This window comes from Solilutibacter silvestris (assembly GCF_002895945.1).
Lineage (GTDB): Bacteria > Pseudomonadota > Gammaproteobacteria > Xanthomonadales > Xanthomonadaceae > Solilutibacter > Solilutibacter silvestris.
Window position 1 is genome coordinate 1,522,469 of the sequence record NZ_NPZB01000001.1, and the last position, 18,437, is coordinate 1,540,905.

Genomic DNA, 18,437 nt, shown 5'->3' on the forward strand with positions numbered 1-18,437 from the left:
ATATATCTCATCATTGCGCCCTAACACCAGAGTTAAGCCGCGCCGAGAGTGGTGCGGTTTTGGGCTAGCGTAGCGCAAAGCCCAAAACTGTGCCACGAAGCGGCGTCGGCTTGAACGATTAGTTAGGCTATGGAACTAGGAGGCCAAGGCTTTGGATCATTGCGAGGAGGTGGTTCATACAATTCTTGCTCCCACGCTTCAAATGGTGGAGTGGCCTGATACGAAGAATCACAGTATTGACGAATGTATTGAGCGGATCGAAATTCAGCGTATTTGGCATTGACTGGGGCGCCAGATTCGTCAAACTCAATTACATTTGCGAAAATTGCATAAGCAATTTCGAGCATGCTTGGTTCTTCAACCATTACATCTCGGTATTCAACGTTTTCAAGGAGTGGGAAACCGAGAGAGCCATTGGCGACCCAGAAACTGAACGTTCTGAGCGCACCAGAAAATGCGGGACTAAGTTTCTTCGGATGCGACATTTTAGTAGTCCGTAGCCTAACACCTGAGTTAAGCCGCAGCGCGCAGTGGCGCGGACAGCGTGGTAGCGTGAGCGTACCACGCTGGCAAGCCACGAAGCGGTGTCGGCTTGAACGAGCTGTTAGACCGCATGCTGTGATTCTACTTTTTTGCAATCAACCATTGCCTGAGCGAAATTGGCGACGTTTTTTGCAGCATAGACTGCGGCTGCATTAAACGCATCCAAGTTAGCCTCGGATTTGTCGGACTGATAGCGTTTCTGAGCCTCGGCGGTTTTAGCATTTGCAGCGTGTGCGTCGGCATCGAGTTTAGACAAGGCAGAGTGAGAGCAGTCTACGGGACCATTTTTGCCCTCGACCAGATGGGAGTCCTGCGACGGAGTATGGGCGCAGGAAGCGAGAGTAGCTGTAAAAACGAGATAGCGAAATAATTTCATCATGCGGACTAACACCAGAGTTAAGCCGCAATGCGCAGTGGCGCGGGCGGCGTGGTAGCGTCAGCGTACCACGCAGACAAGCCACGAAGCAGTGTCGGCTTGAACGACTAGTTATGCGACACCGGCGACCATGCTGAGCATAAGTTTCTGGTCGTTCCTTTGGTTGCATCGACGCCATGCCACGGCGGCGCTGACGCGCCTGGCGCCATGCCCACTGGCAAAAAACGCCAGCGGACACGGTCGGAAAAGCGCTTTGGGGCCGCGCGACAGATGCGAGCATCTGCTGCGCGATCCCTGCAGCGCTTTTCTAGCATGTCGTCGAGCATTCAGTCACTTGGGAAAGCTGCCCTTTGCGATTCAGGCTTTTCAGGCAAAGGTCGGCTTTTCCTGACGGTCGACCAACAAATGCAGTGCCTAGAATTCTCGTTCCGGTGCCGCATAACACCAGAGTTAAGCCGCGCCGAGAGTGGTGCGGTTTTGGGCTAGCGTAGCGCAAAGCCCAAAACTGTGCCATGAAGCGGCGTCGGCTTGAACGACTAGTTAGGGCCAGGACTATGGAACGCGATGTTCTGTCAAAGCAGTGCCATCTTTGTCTACGGTGGAAAGCTGCGAATGATCTATGGAGATTACTTTGTCCCGACTAACATCGCCAACGGGAACAAATTTAGGAGAATTTGAGCTTGTGCATGTGGTTACGACTGTATCGCCCTCGACTCTCCAAGTGCCGACTGTTACTACTTCCGAGACATTTTGGCCCTGAATGATTTTGACGGTTTCTTCGACGATACCATCAGTCTTGAAAATTCTACTGCCTACTAGGTGTGCTCCGTTGGTATCAATCACTCCGGACCATTGACCTGGAAGTAATTCCTTAATCTTATCGGATTGCGGGGTTTTAGTGCACCCAAGAAGAAATAGAGTGGTAAATAGTAAGCTTATAAACTTCACGCTGGAAACTCCTGTTGACTTGGCCCTAACACCTGAGTTAAGCCGCAACGCGCAGTGGCGTAGACGGCGTGGTAGCGTCAGCGTACCACGCTGGCAAGCCACGAAGCGGTGTCGGCTTGAACGAACAGTTAGGCGTTTCTCTTTGGGACGTGTTAGCCAAGTAGGTGCCTTTAAAAAAGATTGGCCGACGGCAAGATTCTATATGGGGTGACGGTTTTTGCAGTTGCCTTTGGGCAGAGTATAGAACTGAGCCGTCATTCTATTGGAAGGGCTTCCAGATGTAAGCTTGCACGGCCATGGACAGGCAGGGCGCTCCCGAAGGTTCTTGGGCGCCACAAGGGCTCGGAATGGCCGTGCAAGCGTTCCCGAGCGAGATTGTTTTTTTGATCTTGGGTCACGACCAAGAAATGGCCAACTTGAAGCTCTTTAATGGAGCGCGAAATAACCTACGAATGGAACGCCTAACACCTGAGTTAAGCCGCAACGCGCAGTGGCGCGGACGGCGTGGTAGCGTGAGCGTACCACGCTGGCAAGCCACGAAGCGGTGTCGGCTTGAACGAACAGTTAGGCATTTCTCTGGGCTGCTAGTGAGCCTGGAAGCGCTTTAGCCAAAATTGGGCTGCCGGAATGCTCGATAGGGCGATGTATTTGCTTTTGCTCGCATCGAAGAAGCATTTCTCACACCGATTGCCTACCGCTTGGGAGAACTGCCTGATGCGAGCTTGCGCGGCTCTGGGCGGGCGGGGCGTACCCGAAGGTTCCTTGGAGTTCTGGAGGTTTGGAGTGGCCGTGCAAGCGTTGGTGAGCGAAACGCTTTTGCCCCTTTGGTGCGATGCAACACATAGTCAAATGGCAGATTGTCTTTTGGAGCGCGAAACTAATACCGAATGGAAGGCCTAACACCCGAATTAAGCCGCGCCGAGAGTGGTGCGGATTTGGGCTAGCGTAGCGCAAAGCCCAAATCCGTGCCACGAAGCGGCGTCGGCTTGAATGAGCTGTTAGATTGTGCGGCGCCTGGAACGCCCGGGCGCAAAAAGACGCCGCGCCGCGCGCAGCCTGACGAGCACGGCGCGGGGCGGAGGGAAATGGGAAAAGAAGCGACAGACTTCCCAAAGCCATGCCCGACGCCGAGAGTGGGCCAGATTGCCCCTGCAGCTTTGCCTTTAAAGCCAACACAACTACCGAACGCACAAACTAACACCTGAGTTAAGCCGCAACGCGCAGTGGCGCGGGCGGCGTGGTAGCGTGAGCGTACCACGCTGGCAAGCCACGAAGCGGTGTCGGCTTGAACGAATAGTTAGCGATCAATGGCTTAGAAGTACTTAGCCTCATATTTTGATGGTGTATTTGACCAACATCCCACAAATAGCCACGACTAATCCAGTAACCGAAATCCAAAACAAGTAAGAATTTTCAGTTGTGGCCTCTTTTAGGTTGAGTGGGGCATTGCGGTACGTAGCGAAAGCCATTAGTCCAAAACCAACTGCTTCCAATAAATTGTAGATATGGTGGCCATACCAAATAAAATCCACAAGCGACCCAACGGAGAGTATTGCTGGGAGCCAAAACCAAATTGCAGATCGTGTGCGAGTGCTTTTTTCCATGATCTCCCTCCATTGAGCGCTAACACCAGAGTTAAGCCGCGCCGAGAGTGGTGCGGTTTTGGGCTAGCGTAGCGCAAAGCCAAAAACCGTGCCACGAAGCGGCGTCGGCTTGAACGATTAGTTAGGCGTCACGCTGGCCACTTGAAAAGTAGGCTATGACCTCTGGGTCATCTTGGACAATATGGTCAGTTATATGAAAGACTTGGTCTTTCCAATGATGGGCTAGGGCTTCTCCACGGTTTAATAGTCGGCCTAAGTACGTCGTATCCGCCCACGGCGATTCATCTGCGTCCATAAGGCCAACGTTGAAATTGTCGCCTGTTTCCCAAAGGCGAAAGGGAAAGGCTAGACGATCTTCAGGAGTGGATTTGTCGCCCCATGAGCCGAGTCCAATTAGGCCGACCATTTGGTGATCAGGATGACTTGGAGTGTATTGCAAGTAATACACAGCAAGAGCATTTCCATCATCTGTCACGAATCGCGTCAAACGGATGGTTTCTTTCCCGCAACATTCACAGGTATATGAGTTTTGTGGTTCAAATTCGATAGAAATCATCTTGTGACGCCTAACACCTGAGTTAAGCCGCAACGCGCAGTGGCGGCGGACGCGTGCTAGCGTAGCGTAGGCACGCGGACGATGCCACGAAGCGGGGTCGGCTTGAACGAATAGTTAGGGCTCACGATCAGCCATTTCCTGAATAGGACCAAGCCGACTTTGTATATGGCATTACAAAGACAAAGTCGTCAGAATGCGGAAAAGCAGCATTGCCATTAGGCCAAACACGATAGAAAAATAAAGGCTAAAAAAATGGCCCTCTTTATCCCAAGCATGTATGTAATCTTCTGGAGTTCGACCAAATAGAGTGCTTTCACCATTAGCAATAGTAAGCGCCAATGGGACCTTATCAATGTATCCGCTGTTAACTCGAGTAAATCTTGCCGTCATTGTCAGTCCATCCTGTCGGGGCAAAAAATAAACACAAGACCCGACTCCGCCGAAAGTTATCGAACAAAATACCCGCTGGTCCCCAATCCAAGTCGCAGATCCATATTTTCCGTGGTCCTCATACCTATAGATTCCAGTTACTTGATACGTCTGCTGAAAATCGGCGACCTTAGGAGGGGCGCAGTAGTGGCTGCGAAATATGCTCTGTCCCGCATATGAAAGAAAAAAGACGACAATACCGATTGCAAAGTACTTGATCATAGGGAAACAAAATTGTTCTGGTTTGATAATGGTTGCTTGATCGCGAAGGTTTTCATCGTGAGTCCCTAACACCAGAGTTAAGCCGCGCCGAGAGTGGTGCGGTTTTGGGCTAGCGTAGCGTAAAGCCCAAAACCGTGCCACGAAGCGGCGTCGGCTTGAACGATTAGTTAGGGCGAATGGTCTATGGGGCCAACAAGCTCCGCGGATTTACGAAGAGCTAGTCCAGATACGAGATTGGTGAGGACGGGAATTGCGAGAATTGTGGCCGTGGCCCGCCAGCCATAGATGTGCCTTGTGCCGGAGAGTACGAAATAAAGCCACACCAATGTGACGGAAACGGCTATTGAGATGACGGATGCAATAGTGGCAGAGGTAACGGAGCGGTTAGAAAAACGAAACCAGTTCTGACAGATACGGCACCAGAACAATTCGCGTGCGAGCCTGAGTCCAGGCAGGAAGTCCCAGAGCCTGGTCTTGATTCGCTTTTCACACACGGGGCAATAAATGGTTTCCATGCGCCCTAACACCTGAGTTAAGCCGCAACGCGCAGTGGCGCAGACGGCGTGGTAGCGTGAGCGTACCACGCTGGCAAGCCACGAAGCGGTGTCGGCTTGAACGATTAGTTAGCCTGAACGGACTAGAACATTCCGAGCTTGTTTGGCGAATCCTTCGGAATTTGCTGGCCCACGTCCCACATCTCAACAATCTTGCCATTCTCAAATCGCAGGATATGGACGACAGCAATGTCGATGTCGACATTTTCACGGCGTAGATGAGAATAGACCGCGACTCGGTCAGCAGATTCTATGGTTTGCTTGACCACAAAGGACTTGTTGGGCTCGGACTTGGCGCTTTCTTCCATCCCGCGAAGCAGGGATTCCCGGTCGCTTGGGAAATACGTATTGTGGTGCCGGAAGTCGTCAGATACGTATTCATCATAGGCTTTCCTGACTTGGCCAGCGGCACATTTGGTTAGAAAATCAGTGGCTTTATCAGCGTTGCCTTGAATCGCCATGATGTTGCTCCGTGCAGGCTAACACCTGAGTTAAGCCGCAACGCGCAGTGGCGCGGACGGCGTGGTAGCGTGAGCGTACCACGCTGGCAAGCCACGAAGCGGTGTCGGCTTGAACGATTAGTTAGCCTGCTGTGCCTTGAAGCCTTGCCCACATCCAGACTTTGGTCCCGTTCGGAAGATTATGGGTACCAATGCCGGAAAAATTGAGATTGCGAAGCACAGAGACCGATGGGCCGCTTTCTACACTTGTGACGGCAATTGGGCAGGCATCACTGCGTGTGGAGAGGACGGTCTTCATCGCGGCCGTGGCGATTCCTTGACCTCGGTAAGCAGGGGCGACCTCATACCCAACTTGAACCTCGCTCTTGTGGTCAGGGGCGGAAAGGAATCCGCCACTTCCAAGAATGGCCTTTTTGTCATGATCTAAGAAAAGGAAGATCGGCCAGCCAGGAATGTGCGGACTAGTGAGGGCATCAGGAAATTCCGGCCAACCATCGGGAACGGATAGTTCTAGTTTTTCCCCAAGCTTGTTTGGGGATTCTCGGAATATTCTTCTGAGATCCTCGGTCATTTCCAATAGCATGATCGAGAGCATCGAAGTGACCAAAAAGCAGGCTAACACCTGAGTTAAGCCGCAACGCGCAGTGGCGCGGACGGCGTGGTAGCGTGAGCGTACCACGCTGGCAAGCCACGAAGCGGTGTCGGCTTGAACGATTAGTTAGGTCTCGGACGAATCAAGTATTTTGCGATAAACGATAAACCCGGAACGCTCCGCGATCTTGTCGTATAGCCGCATGGCGGTTGCATTGGTTTCATGTGTTTGCCAATAAACCCGAGGTGACCCAGCGGATTTTGCGAGGTCATAAACAGAAAATATCAATTTCTGCCCAATTCCCAAGCCGCGAGCTTGTGGTTCAGTGAAAAGATCCTGCAGGTAGCACGTAGGCTGGATCTGAATCGTGCTGCGATGGAACAGATAATGGGCCAGCCCGACAATTTTGCCATTAGTCTCGGCCACTAGGGCATGGACTGGTTCGGCTGGGTCAAAAATCCTCTGCCAGGTAGTATTCGTGATTTCGTGGGGGAGAGCAGTTGTACCGGAACGTCCGTAGAACGCGTTGTACCCAGTCCACAGTTGCAGCCATTGCGAGAAGTCGTCGCTCCTGACTTCACGGACTACGATTTTATTCATACGAGACCTAACACCAGAGTTAAGCCGCGCCGAGAGTGGTGCGGTTTTTGGGCTAGCGTAGCGCAAAGCCCAAAACCGTGCCACGAAGCGGCGTCGGCTTGAACGATTAGTTAGACGTGTGGCTTTAACGCATTGCATTGGCGAGAGCTTCAGTTACCAAAGCTTCCACTATGGGAGTGGCGGCCGTGTGCATGTCATCAGACACGGCTCCTTGAACTTGTTGAAGCTTCGCAAAGTAGGGGATGAACGGCCTTGCTCCGATAGAGATAGCAACTCTGCCTGTGACAGATGTGCAGCATATGCTTTTGCCAGGGCAGCATCCCACTGGGCTTGATATTGTGGAACCAACCGATGGATTTCGGCAGTCACCTTCACCGGTCCAGCCATGCCATAGGTATGAGTTGCGGCCGCAGTTCTATTGGCGATGCCTTCTAAATTACGACCCATCTGGAAGTTGTGAACCAAGTCAGCGGCAGCATCGTTGGTGGTTTGGCGTGACTGAGATGCAAATGCTTCCGTGTTGGAGCTGTGTCCACTACAGCCGGCAAGAAGCAAGGTCAAGGCCACGATTACAAGTCGCATATGTGTCTCTCCATACGTCTAACACCTGAGTTAAGTTGCGCAGCGCAGTGGCGCCGGCTCGTGCTAGCGTAGCGTAAGCACGGGCAGGATGCCACGAAGCGGCGTCAACTTGAACGAATAGTTAGGCAGATGGCCGCTATTTCCAATTCAGAACCGTGAAATCATTGCCAATAGCGCCTTGAATGCGCTTCAGGCTTTTCTCCGTTGGGTTGACAAGGAACCTGCTTTCAGCGGCCAGCAAGACCGGAATGTCGCAGTGGTGGTCCGTATAGGTCACTGCCCATGGAGGCGGAAAGCCGCGTTCAGTCAGCATGGGGATCTTGTTGTGACTGAAACAATGCTTGTCACGGGCCATGCCGCCAAAGTGTGGCCGCATGGTTGAGGCCACAAGCGGAACTGAGTCGAGTCCTGCCTTTTTCAGGAATGAGGATGCTAGATCAACTAAGCAGCCAGTGGCAACAACGACTTGGTCGCCTTGGTTAAGATGAGCCCGAAGTTTTGCTAATGCGTCGCTGTAGAAGGGGCTTGCGCCGTCTTGGAAGAGAGTTTCAACATGCTCGGATGCAAGATGCTTTATGTCGCTGGGGGTTCTGCCCAAAGTGGCCAGCCAAATTCCGTACCGAAGCGGCCATTTCCTGGTTTTCGGGAATACAAGCAAGGGTCCAACAAATGGAAGCGATATAACCACCGCAGCCATTCTCCAGGCTTCTCTTTTGAGGAGCCATCTAAAGAATCTGTCTGCCGTATCCCATTTGGTAAGGGTTTGATCGAAGTCAAAGAGGACGATCAAGAACTTCCTCCATCTGCCTAACACCTGAGTTAAGCCGCAACGCGCAGTGGTGCGGACGGCGTGGTAGCGTGAGCGTACCACGCCGGCAAGCCACGAAGCGGTGTCGGCTTGAACGATTAGTTAGGTTTTGCTGCGACGAACAAAAACCTGCTGTGTGGGAGCACCTTCTGATGTTGCATGGGCTTTAACTTCTAAATAGTTCTGGCTTTTTACAAGGTCACCTAACTTCTTATGCCCGTACACGCGGGCATCGAATGATGGATCGGCCTGCATTAGTAATGAGCCTACAGCGGCAAGGACAGCCCAGCCGTCCTCTCGGGCTGCACCATCCACGGCGGTCAGCAGAAGTTTTTTAAGTTTTGGCTGACTTTTGGTCGTCTGGGCAGGAGTGGAAGGCTCTGGGCGAAGAATTTCTGTGTAAATGAACTTGTCGCAGGCTGCGACAAATGGCTTCGGAGTCTTTTGTTCGCCAAAGCCATAGACAGTATGGCCGGCTTCCCGTAGGCGTGTTGCTAAACGTGTGAAGTCGCTATCGGATGAGACAATGCAAAAGCCATTTACATCGCCAGTGTGAAGAAGGTCCATTGCGTCAATGATCAACGCAGAGTCCGTGGCGTTCTTGCCCGTGGTGTAACTAAATTGTTGGACGGGCTGAATGGCAAGATCCAAAAGTACTTGTTTCCAGCCAGACAAATTCTGCTTAGTCCAATCCCCATATGCACGTCGTACCGTAGCAACCCCATAGCGGGAAACTTCGACCAATAGTTCTTCGGAGATTGATGCCTGCGCATTATCAGCATCAATGAGAACTGCAAGCTTTTGACCTTCCATGAAGCTCCTTCAAAAAACCTAACACCAGAGTTAAGCCGCGCCGAGAGTGGTGCGGTTTTGGGCTAGCGTAGCGCAAAGCCCAAAACCGTGCCACGAAGCGGCGTCGGCTTGAACGATTAGTTAGGTGCCGGGCCTTGACACGGACGGTCCGATGTTGTACAATTATTGGTACATAAGGAGCCGCCCATGGATGCCATTACCTACAGCACCGCCCGAGCCAACCTGGCTGACACCATGGATCGCGTTTGCGATGACCATGAGCCGATCATCATCACCAGGAATGGTGATCAGGCTGTCGTGATGATGTCGTTGGACGATTTCAAGGCGCTCGAGGAAACCTCCTATCTGCTTCGTAGCCCCAAGAACATGCGCCGTTTGATCGAGAGTATTTCCGAACTCGAGTCAGGGAAGGGCAAAGCGCGGAGCTTGGCTGCGTGAAGCTCGTGTTCTCTGAGCAGGCGTGGGAAGACTACCAGTACTGGCAAAAGACCGATAAGAAGCTACTGCAGCGGATCAACGGTTTGATCAAAGAAATCACTAGAACGCCGCACACGGGAACGGGAAAGCCTGAGCCGCTAAAGCATGCCTTGGCAGGTTACTGGTCGCGCCGAATCAATGATGAGCACCGGATTGTCTACAAGGCTACGGATGACTCTGTGCTCATTGCCCAGTTGCGATATCACTACTGACGGAACCTAACACCAGAGTTAAGCCGCGCCGAGAGTGGTGCGGTTTTGGGCTAGCGTAGCGCAAAGCCCAAAACCGTGCCACGAAGCTGCGTCGGCTTGAACGATTAGTTAGGCCACACCAGCGACTATGAGACCAACATATTGGCCAAACGCAATTTCCAAGGTATGACCATCAGGGTCACTGATAAGCGCCCAATATCCGACCGGTGGGCCAGATTGCTCTGCGGAACGTAATAAGCACCTATTGTCCAAAGCAATGGCACATAAACGATCGACCTCGTGTTCAGATTCGACTGCTACTCCTAGATGAGCCGTCGGTACCAAAGGATAGATTGGTGTATTCAAGGGTGTTTCAATAAGCACGATAACAAACGGTCTGGTGTGGTCGCATAACCAAACAGTTCCGGTGCGGCGGTGGACAACATCCATGGACGCATAAAGGCGATAAAAAGCGATGCTCGCTTCAAGAGAGCGAACTGGAAGTGCTATGTGGGTCAGTCCAAGATCTGCCATGGTGAGGCCTAACACCCGAATTAAGCCGCCCAGAGAGGGGCGACGGTCGCGTGCTAGCGTAGCGTAAGCACGCAGACGGCGCCACGAAGCTGGGTCGGCTTGAATGAGCAGTTAGCCTGAGCCCCGCTGGGGTTGAGAAGCGACAGCGGGTTGCCCGCCTTTACCCCAAGTTGCCTTGAATTCCTTCCGAGCGAAGGCCGGACGGTAGCCTGCGGCGCGCAACTGGTACAGGAGAGCTTGAACTAAGAAGTACATGACTTTTTGCCGCGAGGTGACCCGAAGCGAAAAGCAGGCGGACGGAAGGTCCCTCGAGTAGGAGTGCGGTGAAAGCACTGCTCTTGGCTTTTTCAACACCAGCAAAGATGTTGCTGGCTGACAGGCTAACACCAGAGTTAAGCCGCGCCGAGAGTGGTGCGGTTTTGGGCTAGCGTAGCGGAAAGCCTAAAACCGTGCCACGAAGCGGCGTCGGCTTGAACGATTAGTTAGGCGTTAAGTGAACTGCTTTAGCTGGGCTTCAATTTCGCGCAATTCAGGTCCAATCCGCTTTTGCCATGCGCCGAAGAAAATCGCAAGGGACATCATAAAAATCACTATGAAAAAAGCGATGCCTTTACGGAAAAAGAGCAGAAAGCTGCAGAACACCGCTAGGAGAAAACAGAAATAGGTTAATCTCCAACGCATTGGTGGATTAATGAGCTCTCTTCGACGAGCCAAGAGATCAAATTTGGTGCGCTGCTTTTTGTTTTCATCAGCCAAGGCATCTATGGCAGCAATTCCTTGCTCTTTTGTGAGAGCCATAAGTCCTCCTCTTAAAGCCTAACACCAGAGTTAAGCCGCAATGCGCAGTGGCGCGGGCGGCGTGGTAGCGTCAGCGTACCACGCAGACAAGCCACGAAGCAGTGTCGGCTTGAACGACTAGTTATGCGACACCGGCGACCATGCTGAGCATAAGTTTCTGGTCGTTCCTTTGGTTGCATCGACGCCATGCCACGGCGGCGCTGACGCGCCTGGCGCCATGCCCACTGGCAAAAAACGCCAGCGGACACGGTCGGAAAAGCGCTTTGGGGCCGCGCGACAGATGCGAGCATCTGCTGCGCGATCCCTGCAGCGCTTTTCTAGCATGTCGTCGAGCATTCAGTCACTTGGGAAAGCTGCCCTTTGCGATTCAGGCTTTTCAGGCAAAGGTCGGCTTTTCCTGACGGTCGACCAACAAATGCAGTGCCTAGAATTCTCGTTCCGGTGCCGCATAACACCTGAGTTAAGCCGCAATGCGCAGTGGCGCTGGCGGCGTGGTAGCGTCAGCGCACCACGCAGACAAGCCACGAAGCAGTGTCGGCTTGAACGATTAGTTAGACCACAAGGCTAGTTCACGCACCAAGCTCCCCAACAACCACCTTCTGGCTCTTTTTTTATAAGTACTTCACCAGTTTTTGTGTTTTTAATTTGGAGCGTGGCGCCATTGTCCGTATTGCCAATGCACTGATATTCCCCACCAGGTTCAGGCTTGAAGTCGAATGTCATGTAGCGCGTGTTGCCGATGTGGTAGTACATGACTTCTATCTTATGCGGCACAGCATCTATCCGAACAGAGGTGGCCATCGCGCGCCACCCTCTTGTGTTCTTTCCATCAACCTGCTTGATAAAAAATTTCTGTCGTGGAAATCCATGATCTTGGGGAAGGCAAGTTAAGACGGCTGATGACGCAGATGGTGAAGATGTGAGGTCTCTGGGCTGTTCTTGAGCACTGGCTGAGGAGCTAACTATTAATGTTAAAAGTATCGCTTTGCCGGCACGGCGCATTGTGACTCCCCTTGTGGTCTAACACCAGAGTTAAGCCGCGCCGAGAGTGGTGCGGTTTTGGGCTAGCGTAGCGCAAAGCCCAAAACCGTGCCACGAAGCGGCGTCGGCTTGAACGGCTAGTTAGGCGCTTTACAGACCCAATTCACTGAGCCCCGGGTGGTCATCTGGACGGCGTCCCAATGGCCAATGATACTTCCGGTCAGTTTCCAAAATTGGCAGGTCGTTGATGCTGGCGATGCGCCGGTGCATGAAGCCATGCTCGTTAAATTCCCAGTTCTCGTTGCCATAGGAGCGAAACCAGTTTCCTGCATCGTCGTGCCATTCATAGGCAAATCTGACGGCGATTCGATTGTCTCGGAATGCCCAAAGTTCCTTAATGAGCCGATAGTCCAATTCTTTGCTCCATTTGCGGATCAGGAATTGGACAACAGCTTCACGTCCCGCGACGAATTCCGAACGGTTGCGCCACGTGGTATCTGGGGTATAGGCAAGAGACACACGCTCTGGATCACGCGTATTCCAGGCATCTTCGGCTAAACGGACCTTTTTCGTCGCTCCTTCGAGATCGAAGGGAGGGAAGGGCGGTCGTGGCGTTTCAGCCATGGCATATGCTCCTGATCGAGTAGCGTGAAGCTGGACAAAAGTGCCTAACACCAGAGTTAAGCCGCAATGCGCAGTGGCGCGGGCGGCGTGGTAGCGTCAGCGTACCACGCAGACAAGCCACGAAGCGGTGTCGGCTTGAACGATTAGTTAGGCTAATTTACCGATGCTTGTCTTCTATGGTGTAGTCGGGCCAGAGCATGAGATGTTTTTGTTCGTTGACGATAACGCGATCGCCAGGACTAAAAATGGCCGAGGCGCTGCCAGCAACTGTTGAAACGACACGGCCGTCATCTAGTTGAATCGTAACGCCTTGAGCATTGCCCTTCACAATAGCTAGTCCAACGCTTTGAACTGTACCCGGATAGGAAGCAAGATTGCCTCTTGGCGAGTCAATAAGGAAAAATAGAAGAAGAACTAGGAAGACAAATGAAATGAGGGCGAAGGTTTTGGCCTTTCCCACGAGTTGAACTGCTAGCCAGCGCTTTTCTGAGAACATTCGAGATATTCCATAAATTGGCCTAACACCTGAGTTAAGCCGCGCCGAGAGTGGTGCGGTTTTGGGCTAGCGTAGCGCAAAGCCCAAAACCGTGCCACGAAGCGGTGTCGGCTTGAACGATTAGATAGACCTGCCGCTCAGGCTGTCCAGCAATACATGGCCGAGCCAAAAACGCCATGAGCGCCGAGGCTTCCCGGATTGTCGCCCCAAAAACACACGTATCTTTTACCCGGTTCATCCCATCCCAACCAATAGCCACGATCGTGGGCGAGGCATATCGCTTTAATTTGATTCCCAATAGCCAAGTCAGGGAATCCTGGAGCCATAACTGTGGCGGTCATTTCAAATGGCTCGCAGGCGGAGTCGAGAATGTGCTGTCTTATATCGGTTAATTTCTGAGATTCATCTTCCGATGGATGGATATAAACCTCTGAGCCATCGCCCAGATCTTGATCTAGCTTTTGGAGTAGCGAAAGGTCTTCCATAGGCAGGTCTAACACCTGAGTTAAGCCGCAGCGCTTTGCGGCGACGGATTGGTGCAACATACCACGGCGCCGATCCGACGCCGCGAAGCGGTGTCGGCTTGAACGATTAGTTAGGTGTCACATGCCATATAGACGATATATCAGCGCGCTCAGCAGTAAGAGGGCACCCAAAACGGATACTGTAAACATAAATCGAGAGCTCATGCGCTTGGTCCATGGTTCGTTTTTTGAGAAGCTCCAGAGATAGCCAAGTCCAGTAAGCAAAGCTCCCACACCGAAAAGGAGTAAATGGATTTCCTTCATACCTGAACGAAACCAATCGACCATATCCAGAACGCCAACCATGATGATTAGGGCAGATAAAGCCTGGCTTACGCGTGACGGCTTTCCAGTTTGCGAAATATTGTTCATGTGACACCTAACACCAGAGTTAAGCCGCAATGCGCAGTGGCGCGGGCGGCGTGGTAGCGTCAGCGTACCACGCAGACAAGCCACGAAGCAGTGTCGGCTTGAACGACTAGTTATGCGACACCGGCGACCATGCTGAGCATAAGCTTCTGGTCATTGCTTGGGTTGCACCGACGCCATGCCACGGCGGCGCTGACGCGCCTGGCGCCATGCCCGCTGGCAAAAAGCGCCAGCAGACACGGCCGGAAAAGCGCTTTGGGGCCGCGTGCAGATGCGAGCATCTGCTGCGCGATCCCTGCAGCGCTTTTCTAGCATGTCGTCGAGCATTCAGTCACTTGGGAAAGCTGCCCTTTGCGATTCAGGCTTTCCAAGGCAAAGGTCGGCTTTTCCTGACGGCCGACAAACAAAAGCAGTGCCTAGAGTCTTGTTCCGGTGCCGCATAACACCTGAGTTAAGCCGCCCCGATTTTCGGCGGCGATTTAGCGTATCACTTCCCAAACGCTAAAGCGACGCCGCGAAGCGGGGTCGGCTTGAACGATTAGTTAGGCATATTTTTTATTGAATTATTTGTTGAACAGCATGCGCATCATATAAGCCACAAACAAAATTATGAAAACTAAAAGTATTGGGCGTGATTTTCTAGTTATTTTGGCGTCTAAAATAGCGCCTTCTATTTTTGAAGATCCAAAATTATTCATTGATCTGATCCAGCCGAGAAACTTTGTATCCTGATACCAGTCGGTGCTCAGCCCAAATTGCGTTTTTATAGGGAATGATTCATTTGCAGAAACATATACTAACGAGATGCTGTAAAGCCCACCCTTGCCTGTAGAGATGTAAGACAAATCGTAGCCTTGTATGTTCTGGGCTGGTATCTCGATATTTTGTTCTTTGCCCAGAATTATCACTCTATCTCTTTCTAGAGTGATGCCGCCATATGGTGGAATTTTGTAGATAAAAATTCCTGCAGCTCCAATGATAATTGGCCCAAGTGCCAGAATGAAAATGGATCCTCCCTTCGATGAAACGGACACCATAAGAGAAATAAGTAAGATAAAAATTAATGCCATTGCAGCAAGAACGTACGTTCTGCCTTGTTGGGAGGCTTTATACGTCTTAGGCAATATGTAATACGTTCTGAGATAGTTTGGTTCCGGTTGCATCATCACCCCCAAAAATATGGCTAACACCAGAGTTAAGCCGCGCCGAGAGTGGTGCGGTTTTGGGCTAGCGTAGCGTAAAGCCCAAAACCGTGCCACGAAGCGGCGTCGGCTTGAACGAATAGTTAGATTTCACAGCTTCCCGAAGAAACTTGTGATGTCAAAATAAAGAGACTTCTTTTGCCCATCCGCTGTCGTGATGTCAATTTTGTCGTAACTCTTTCCACCAGACATCAAAAGTGATTGGCCGCCGCGCTTAAATCCTGGGTAGCGAGCCGAAATCCACTGGTATTCCATCGGAACGCCTTCAGATTCGTTTTTTGCGTTAATAATGATCGCTTTCCCCGTGCTACTTCCGTCCAACGCAGGCGATAATTGGTTGTTGTTGTTTTGTGCTTGCGACCCTGTTGAAGCACAAGAAGCAAGAGTCAAGATCAAGATGCTGGAAGAAATAAGACGACGCATTGATGCCTCCATGTGAAATCTAACACCAGAGTTAAGCCGCAATGCGCAGTGGCGCGGGCGGCGTGGTAGCGTCAGCGTACCACGCAGACAAGCCACGAAGCAGTGTCGGCTTGAACGACTAGTTATGCGACACCGGCGACCATGCTGAGCATAAGCTTCTGGTCATTGCTTGGGTTGCACCGACGCCATGCCACGGCGGCGCTGACGCGCCTGGCGCCATGCCCGCTGGCAAAAAGCGCCAGCAGACACGGCCGGAAAAGCGCTTTGGGGCCGCGTGCAGATGCGAGCATCTGCTGCGCGATCCCTGCAGCGCTTTTCTAGCATGTCGTCGAGCATTCAGTCACTTGGGAAAGCTGCCCTTTGCGATTCAGGCTTTCCAAGGCAAAGGTCGGCTTTTCCTGACGGCCGACAAACAAAAGCAGTGCCTAGAGTCTTGTTCCGGTGCCGCATAACACCTGAGTTAAGCCGGACCACTGCGCGGAACGGCGGAGTGGTACACGTCACCATGCAGCCGAGCCGCGAAGCGGTCTCGGCTTGAACGAATTGTTAGACCACAAGGCTATGAGCACATGTCGTTTACAACGTTGATGTAGTACTTGATCGCGCGCGTGTAGAGCTTGAAGTCTTGAAAGCTCAACATGCCAGGCGGATTTGGTGCCCCATAGATGTGAGCATAGGATTGGAAATGCTGATGGTCCGTAGGCGTTAAGTCTGCGAAAGCTCGCTCTGCAGCTTGCCTAGTCTCGTCATCTAGATGAACGGATGCGATTCGCACGCGCCTGTAGTACTCAAGCAGTTTGTGCTCGGGCGGTGCAGTTAGCGCCAGCTTCTGCTCCGTGCTTGTGTTATAGGTGAGCTGATCTAAGGGATGTAACGCAACCCCACCTTGTAACGTTGTTTTCCATGTGTTGAGTGGGATTTTCTGCTGATAGAGCCAGTTGCACTGCTTAATGCACTTCTCGAACATGGTGTACGTCAAAGACACGAACGAAGCGTAGATCTTTTCTCGCATCTCGTCGAAGCTATAAGTCCCACGTGGGATGTTGTTACTGATATACAGAAGCTTCAAGTAGTCGTTCATCTGCGCGTTCATGGCTTGCGCGCTTTTCTCCAAATGAACGATTGCGAGCTCCTGCATTTGCAGGCAAGCGTCCTGCGCGCCGAGCTCAGTGAAGAGTCTCGAGACGGGCTCGATGTATGGATGAGCGTTTACATAGCCGGGATGCGGTACGGGCGCGGGATTGTTCATCTGTGGTCTAACACCTGAGTTAAGCCGCAACGTGCAGTGGCGCGGACGGCGTGGTAGCGTGAGCGTACCACGCTGGCAAGCCACGAAGCGGTGTCGGCTTGAACGATTAGTTAGGTCCCGCCCGGTGTTTTGTGCAAAGCGAGTAGGAGGACGCCACCTGCAACCATGGCGATTCCAGCCCACTCTTGGGCGGATGGACGCTCCTTTAGGAACGCAAATGCGAATATTGCAACCAATACGACGCTGAGCTTATCGATAGGGGCTACCTGAGATGCTTGGCCGATCTGCAAGGCGCGGAAATAGCAGACCCAAGATGCGCCCGTAGCAAGTGCCGACAACGCCAGAAACAAAAGAGTTTTCCCAGAAAGTGATAGCGGATTGCTCCATTTCCCGGTCAGCCACACGAAAGGGGCAAGCACGAGAATGATGATAAACGTTCGAATGAGTGTTGCTAGATCTGAGTCGACGCCCCGAATGCCAATTTTGGCAAAGATGGCAGTGAGTGCTGCGAAGCAGGCTGACAGGAGCGCCCAGAGAATCCAACCGGTAGGAAGCGTCATAGCGGGACCTAACACCTGAGTTAAGCCGCGCCGAGAGTGGTGCGGTTTTGGGCTAGCGTAGCGTAAAGCCCGAAACCGTGCCACGAAGCGGCGTCGGCTTGAACGATTAGTTAGACCTATTTCCGGATGACTTTTGGAGGAAGGTAGATTGTGAACTCATTGATAGGTTCGATGAGAACGCTGTATGGGTGTTGCTGTTCTTGCAGGGTGACCAATCCAAGTCGATCCAAAAGCCCAAACTCCGCATGCTTTAGATGAGCAGGTGCTACTTCTAGTTGCTTATGCCAGACGCGATAAGTGCCAAGCTCTCCATCTAGCCGGTGATAGTAGCCGCGCAATGGATGAGTCAAAAATACTAGGCCGGTTTCAATGTCCGGGAATCCGGGCAGCAGGATTTCCCCACCACTAGTCAGTTCTACCGAAGCTGGGCCCCAAGTTGCAACCGTCTTCATGGAGTACTTGGCATAGGAACCGTCTTCTCGCTGCTGGCATTCAAAACGTACGTGGCCAGGATACCAAGGGAGTTTCCAGAAGCGATGAGGAAGGATTCGTGTCCAAGAATCGAGAGTCGTTCCTATGAACCAAACACACCTTTCGCCAGTCAGAGTATCAACGATGTAGATTCGATAGTTGGTTTGGCCCATTCTGAACTTTGGGAAGGGGAAGACGGCTGAGGTGAAATCAACGTCAACGAATGGAACAACCGAGATCAATGCTTTTTCAGAACCATTGATGTGAACGGTGTCTAGTCGGAATCGATCAGGCATTACTCCAGAAAATCGAGAAGGATCAAATGCGTAGGTGATAATCGCAAAGTGCTGGAGCTTGCAATGAACATCGATCCCGCTTGGAGCAGGGCGATCATGCAAGAATTCCGAGAATTTTAGGGGCTGCTGCATAGTCTGATAAATAGGTCTAACA

General features: G+C 52.1%; 23 protein-coding genes. 2 read left to right on the forward strand and 21 right to left on the reverse strand.

What is annotated here, in order from left to right; all coding sequences use genetic code 11:
- Window positions 1-122: 122 nt before the first annotated feature.
- The 9 genes from Lysil_RS07010 to Lysil_RS07045 all read right to left on the reverse strand — a co-directional run bounded on the left by Lysil_RS07010 (window position 123) and on the right by Lysil_RS07045 (window position 9,088).
- Entirely contained in the window at window positions 123-485 is a 363-nt protein-coding gene (locus Lysil_RS07010) for a DUF7677 family protein (RefSeq protein WP_103074768.1), read from the reverse strand.
- Between the two features lie 119 nt (window positions 486-604).
- Entirely contained in the window at window positions 605-922 is a 318-nt protein-coding gene (locus Lysil_RS13170) for a hypothetical protein (RefSeq protein ID WP_129588382.1), read from the reverse strand.
- Between the two features lie 2,273 nt (window positions 923-3,195).
- On the reverse strand, window positions 3,196-3,471 hold the full coding sequence (locus tag Lysil_RS13175) for a hypothetical protein (protein WP_129588383.1): 276 nt from the start codon (window positions 3,469-3,471) through the stop codon (window positions 3,196-3,198).
- Window positions 3,472-3,592: 121 nt separating this feature from the next.
- Window positions 3,593-4,027: a hypothetical protein gene (locus tag Lysil_RS07020; protein ID WP_103074770.1), complete on the reverse strand. Its 435-nt coding sequence runs from the start codon at window positions 4,025-4,027 to the stop codon at window positions 3,593-3,595.
- A gap of 1,288 nt (window positions 4,028-5,315) precedes the next feature.
- Window positions 5,316-5,693, reverse strand: coding sequence for a nuclear transport factor 2 family protein (locus tag Lysil_RS07025; RefSeq protein ID WP_103074771.1), 378 nt, complete (start codon window positions 5,691-5,693; stop codon window positions 5,316-5,318).
- Between the two features lie 121 nt (window positions 5,694-5,814).
- Complete coding sequence (locus Lysil_RS07030; protein WP_103074772.1) at window positions 5,815-6,288, reverse strand: GNAT family N-acetyltransferase; 474 nt, start codon at window positions 6,286-6,288, stop codon at window positions 5,815-5,817.
- A gap of 123 nt (window positions 6,289-6,411) precedes the next feature.
- Entirely contained in the window at window positions 6,412-6,885 is a 474-nt protein-coding gene (locus Lysil_RS07035) for a GNAT family N-acetyltransferase (protein WP_103074773.1), read from the reverse strand.
- 718 nt (window positions 6,886-7,603) lie between these two features.
- Window positions 7,604-8,257 (reverse strand): haloacid dehalogenase-like hydrolase, encoded by a 654-nt coding sequence (locus Lysil_RS07040; protein ID WP_240600216.1) that lies wholly within the window; start codon window positions 8,255-8,257, stop codon window positions 7,604-7,606.
- 120 nt (window positions 8,258-8,377) lie between these two features.
- Window positions 8,378-9,088 (reverse strand): NYN domain-containing protein, encoded by a 711-nt coding sequence (locus Lysil_RS07045; RefSeq protein ID WP_103074775.1) that lies wholly within the window; start codon window positions 9,086-9,088, stop codon window positions 8,378-8,380.
- 186 nt (window positions 9,089-9,274) lie between these two features.
- Here Lysil_RS07045 and Lysil_RS07050 point away from each other — a divergent pair, with 186 nt between their 5' ends.
- Complete coding sequence (locus tag Lysil_RS07050; protein WP_103074776.1) at window positions 9,275-9,526, forward strand: type II toxin-antitoxin system Phd/YefM family antitoxin; 252 nt, start codon at window positions 9,275-9,277, stop codon at window positions 9,524-9,526.
- Window positions 9,523-9,777, forward strand: a complete 255-nt coding sequence (locus Lysil_RS07055; RefSeq protein WP_103074777.1) for a Txe/YoeB family addiction module toxin — start codon at window positions 9,523-9,525, stop codon at window positions 9,775-9,777. Before Lysil_RS07050 ends, Lysil_RS07055 begins: the two co-directional genes overlap by 4 nt.
- A gap of 108 nt (window positions 9,778-9,885) precedes the next feature.
- Here the strand turns inward: Lysil_RS07055 and Lysil_RS07060 are convergent, their stop codons facing one another.
- The 12 genes from Lysil_RS07060 to Lysil_RS07085 all read right to left on the reverse strand — a co-directional run bounded on the left by Lysil_RS07060 (window position 9,886) and on the right by Lysil_RS07085 (window position 18,415).
- A complete protein-coding gene (locus Lysil_RS07060; protein WP_103074778.1) occupies window positions 9,886-10,290 on the reverse strand; it encodes a VOC family protein in 405 nt (134 codons plus the stop codon).
- 489 nt (window positions 10,291-10,779) lie between these two features.
- A complete protein-coding gene (locus tag Lysil_RS13180; protein WP_129588384.1) occupies window positions 10,780-11,088 on the reverse strand; it encodes a hypothetical protein in 309 nt (102 codons plus the stop codon).
- A gap of 564 nt (window positions 11,089-11,652) precedes the next feature.
- Window positions 11,653-12,090 carry a hypothetical protein gene (locus Lysil_RS13185; protein WP_129588385.1) on the reverse strand — a complete coding sequence of 146 codons (438 nt, stop codon included), beginning with the start codon at window positions 12,088-12,090 and terminating at the stop codon, window positions 11,653-11,655.
- A 129-nt stretch (window positions 12,091-12,219) separates the two neighbouring features.
- Window positions 12,220-12,693 (reverse strand): nuclear transport factor 2 family protein, encoded by a 474-nt coding sequence (locus Lysil_RS07070; RefSeq protein WP_103074780.1) that lies wholly within the window; start codon window positions 12,691-12,693, stop codon window positions 12,220-12,222.
- Between the two features lie 157 nt (window positions 12,694-12,850).
- Window positions 12,851-13,189 carry a hypothetical protein gene (locus Lysil_RS13190; RefSeq protein WP_129588386.1) on the reverse strand — a complete coding sequence of 113 codons (339 nt, stop codon included), beginning with the start codon at window positions 13,187-13,189 and terminating at the stop codon, window positions 12,851-12,853.
- A gap of 137 nt (window positions 13,190-13,326) precedes the next feature.
- Window positions 13,327-13,734, reverse strand: coding sequence for a hypothetical protein (locus tag Lysil_RS13195; RefSeq protein ID WP_129588387.1), 408 nt, complete (start codon window positions 13,732-13,734; stop codon window positions 13,327-13,329).
- A 57-nt stretch (window positions 13,735-13,791) separates the two neighbouring features.
- Window positions 13,792-14,085, reverse strand: a complete 294-nt coding sequence (locus Lysil_RS13200; protein ID WP_129588388.1) for a hypothetical protein — start codon at window positions 14,083-14,085, stop codon at window positions 13,792-13,794.
- A gap of 560 nt (window positions 14,086-14,645) precedes the next feature.
- The gene (locus tag Lysil_RS13205; protein ID WP_129588389.1) at window positions 14,646-15,251 is read right to left on the reverse strand and encodes a hypothetical protein; all 606 of its coding nucleotides are present in this window, start codon (window positions 15,249-15,251) and stop codon (window positions 14,646-14,648) included.
- Between the two features lie 123 nt (window positions 15,252-15,374).
- On the reverse strand, window positions 15,375-15,707 hold the full coding sequence (locus Lysil_RS13210) for a hypothetical protein (protein WP_129588390.1): 333 nt from the start codon (window positions 15,705-15,707) through the stop codon (window positions 15,375-15,377).
- 559 nt (window positions 15,708-16,266) lie between these two features.
- Window positions 16,267-16,956, reverse strand: coding sequence for a hypothetical protein (locus tag Lysil_RS07075; RefSeq protein ID WP_103074781.1), 690 nt, complete (start codon window positions 16,954-16,956; stop codon window positions 16,267-16,269).
- Between the two features lie 110 nt (window positions 16,957-17,066).
- Window positions 17,067-17,516, reverse strand: coding sequence for an EamA family transporter (locus Lysil_RS07080; RefSeq protein WP_103074782.1), 450 nt, complete (start codon window positions 17,514-17,516; stop codon window positions 17,067-17,069).
- A gap of 116 nt (window positions 17,517-17,632) precedes the next feature.
- Window positions 17,633-18,415, reverse strand: a complete 783-nt coding sequence (locus Lysil_RS07085; protein WP_103074783.1) for a DUF2071 domain-containing protein — start codon at window positions 18,413-18,415, stop codon at window positions 17,633-17,635.
- Window positions 18,416-18,437: the final 22 nt, after the last annotated feature.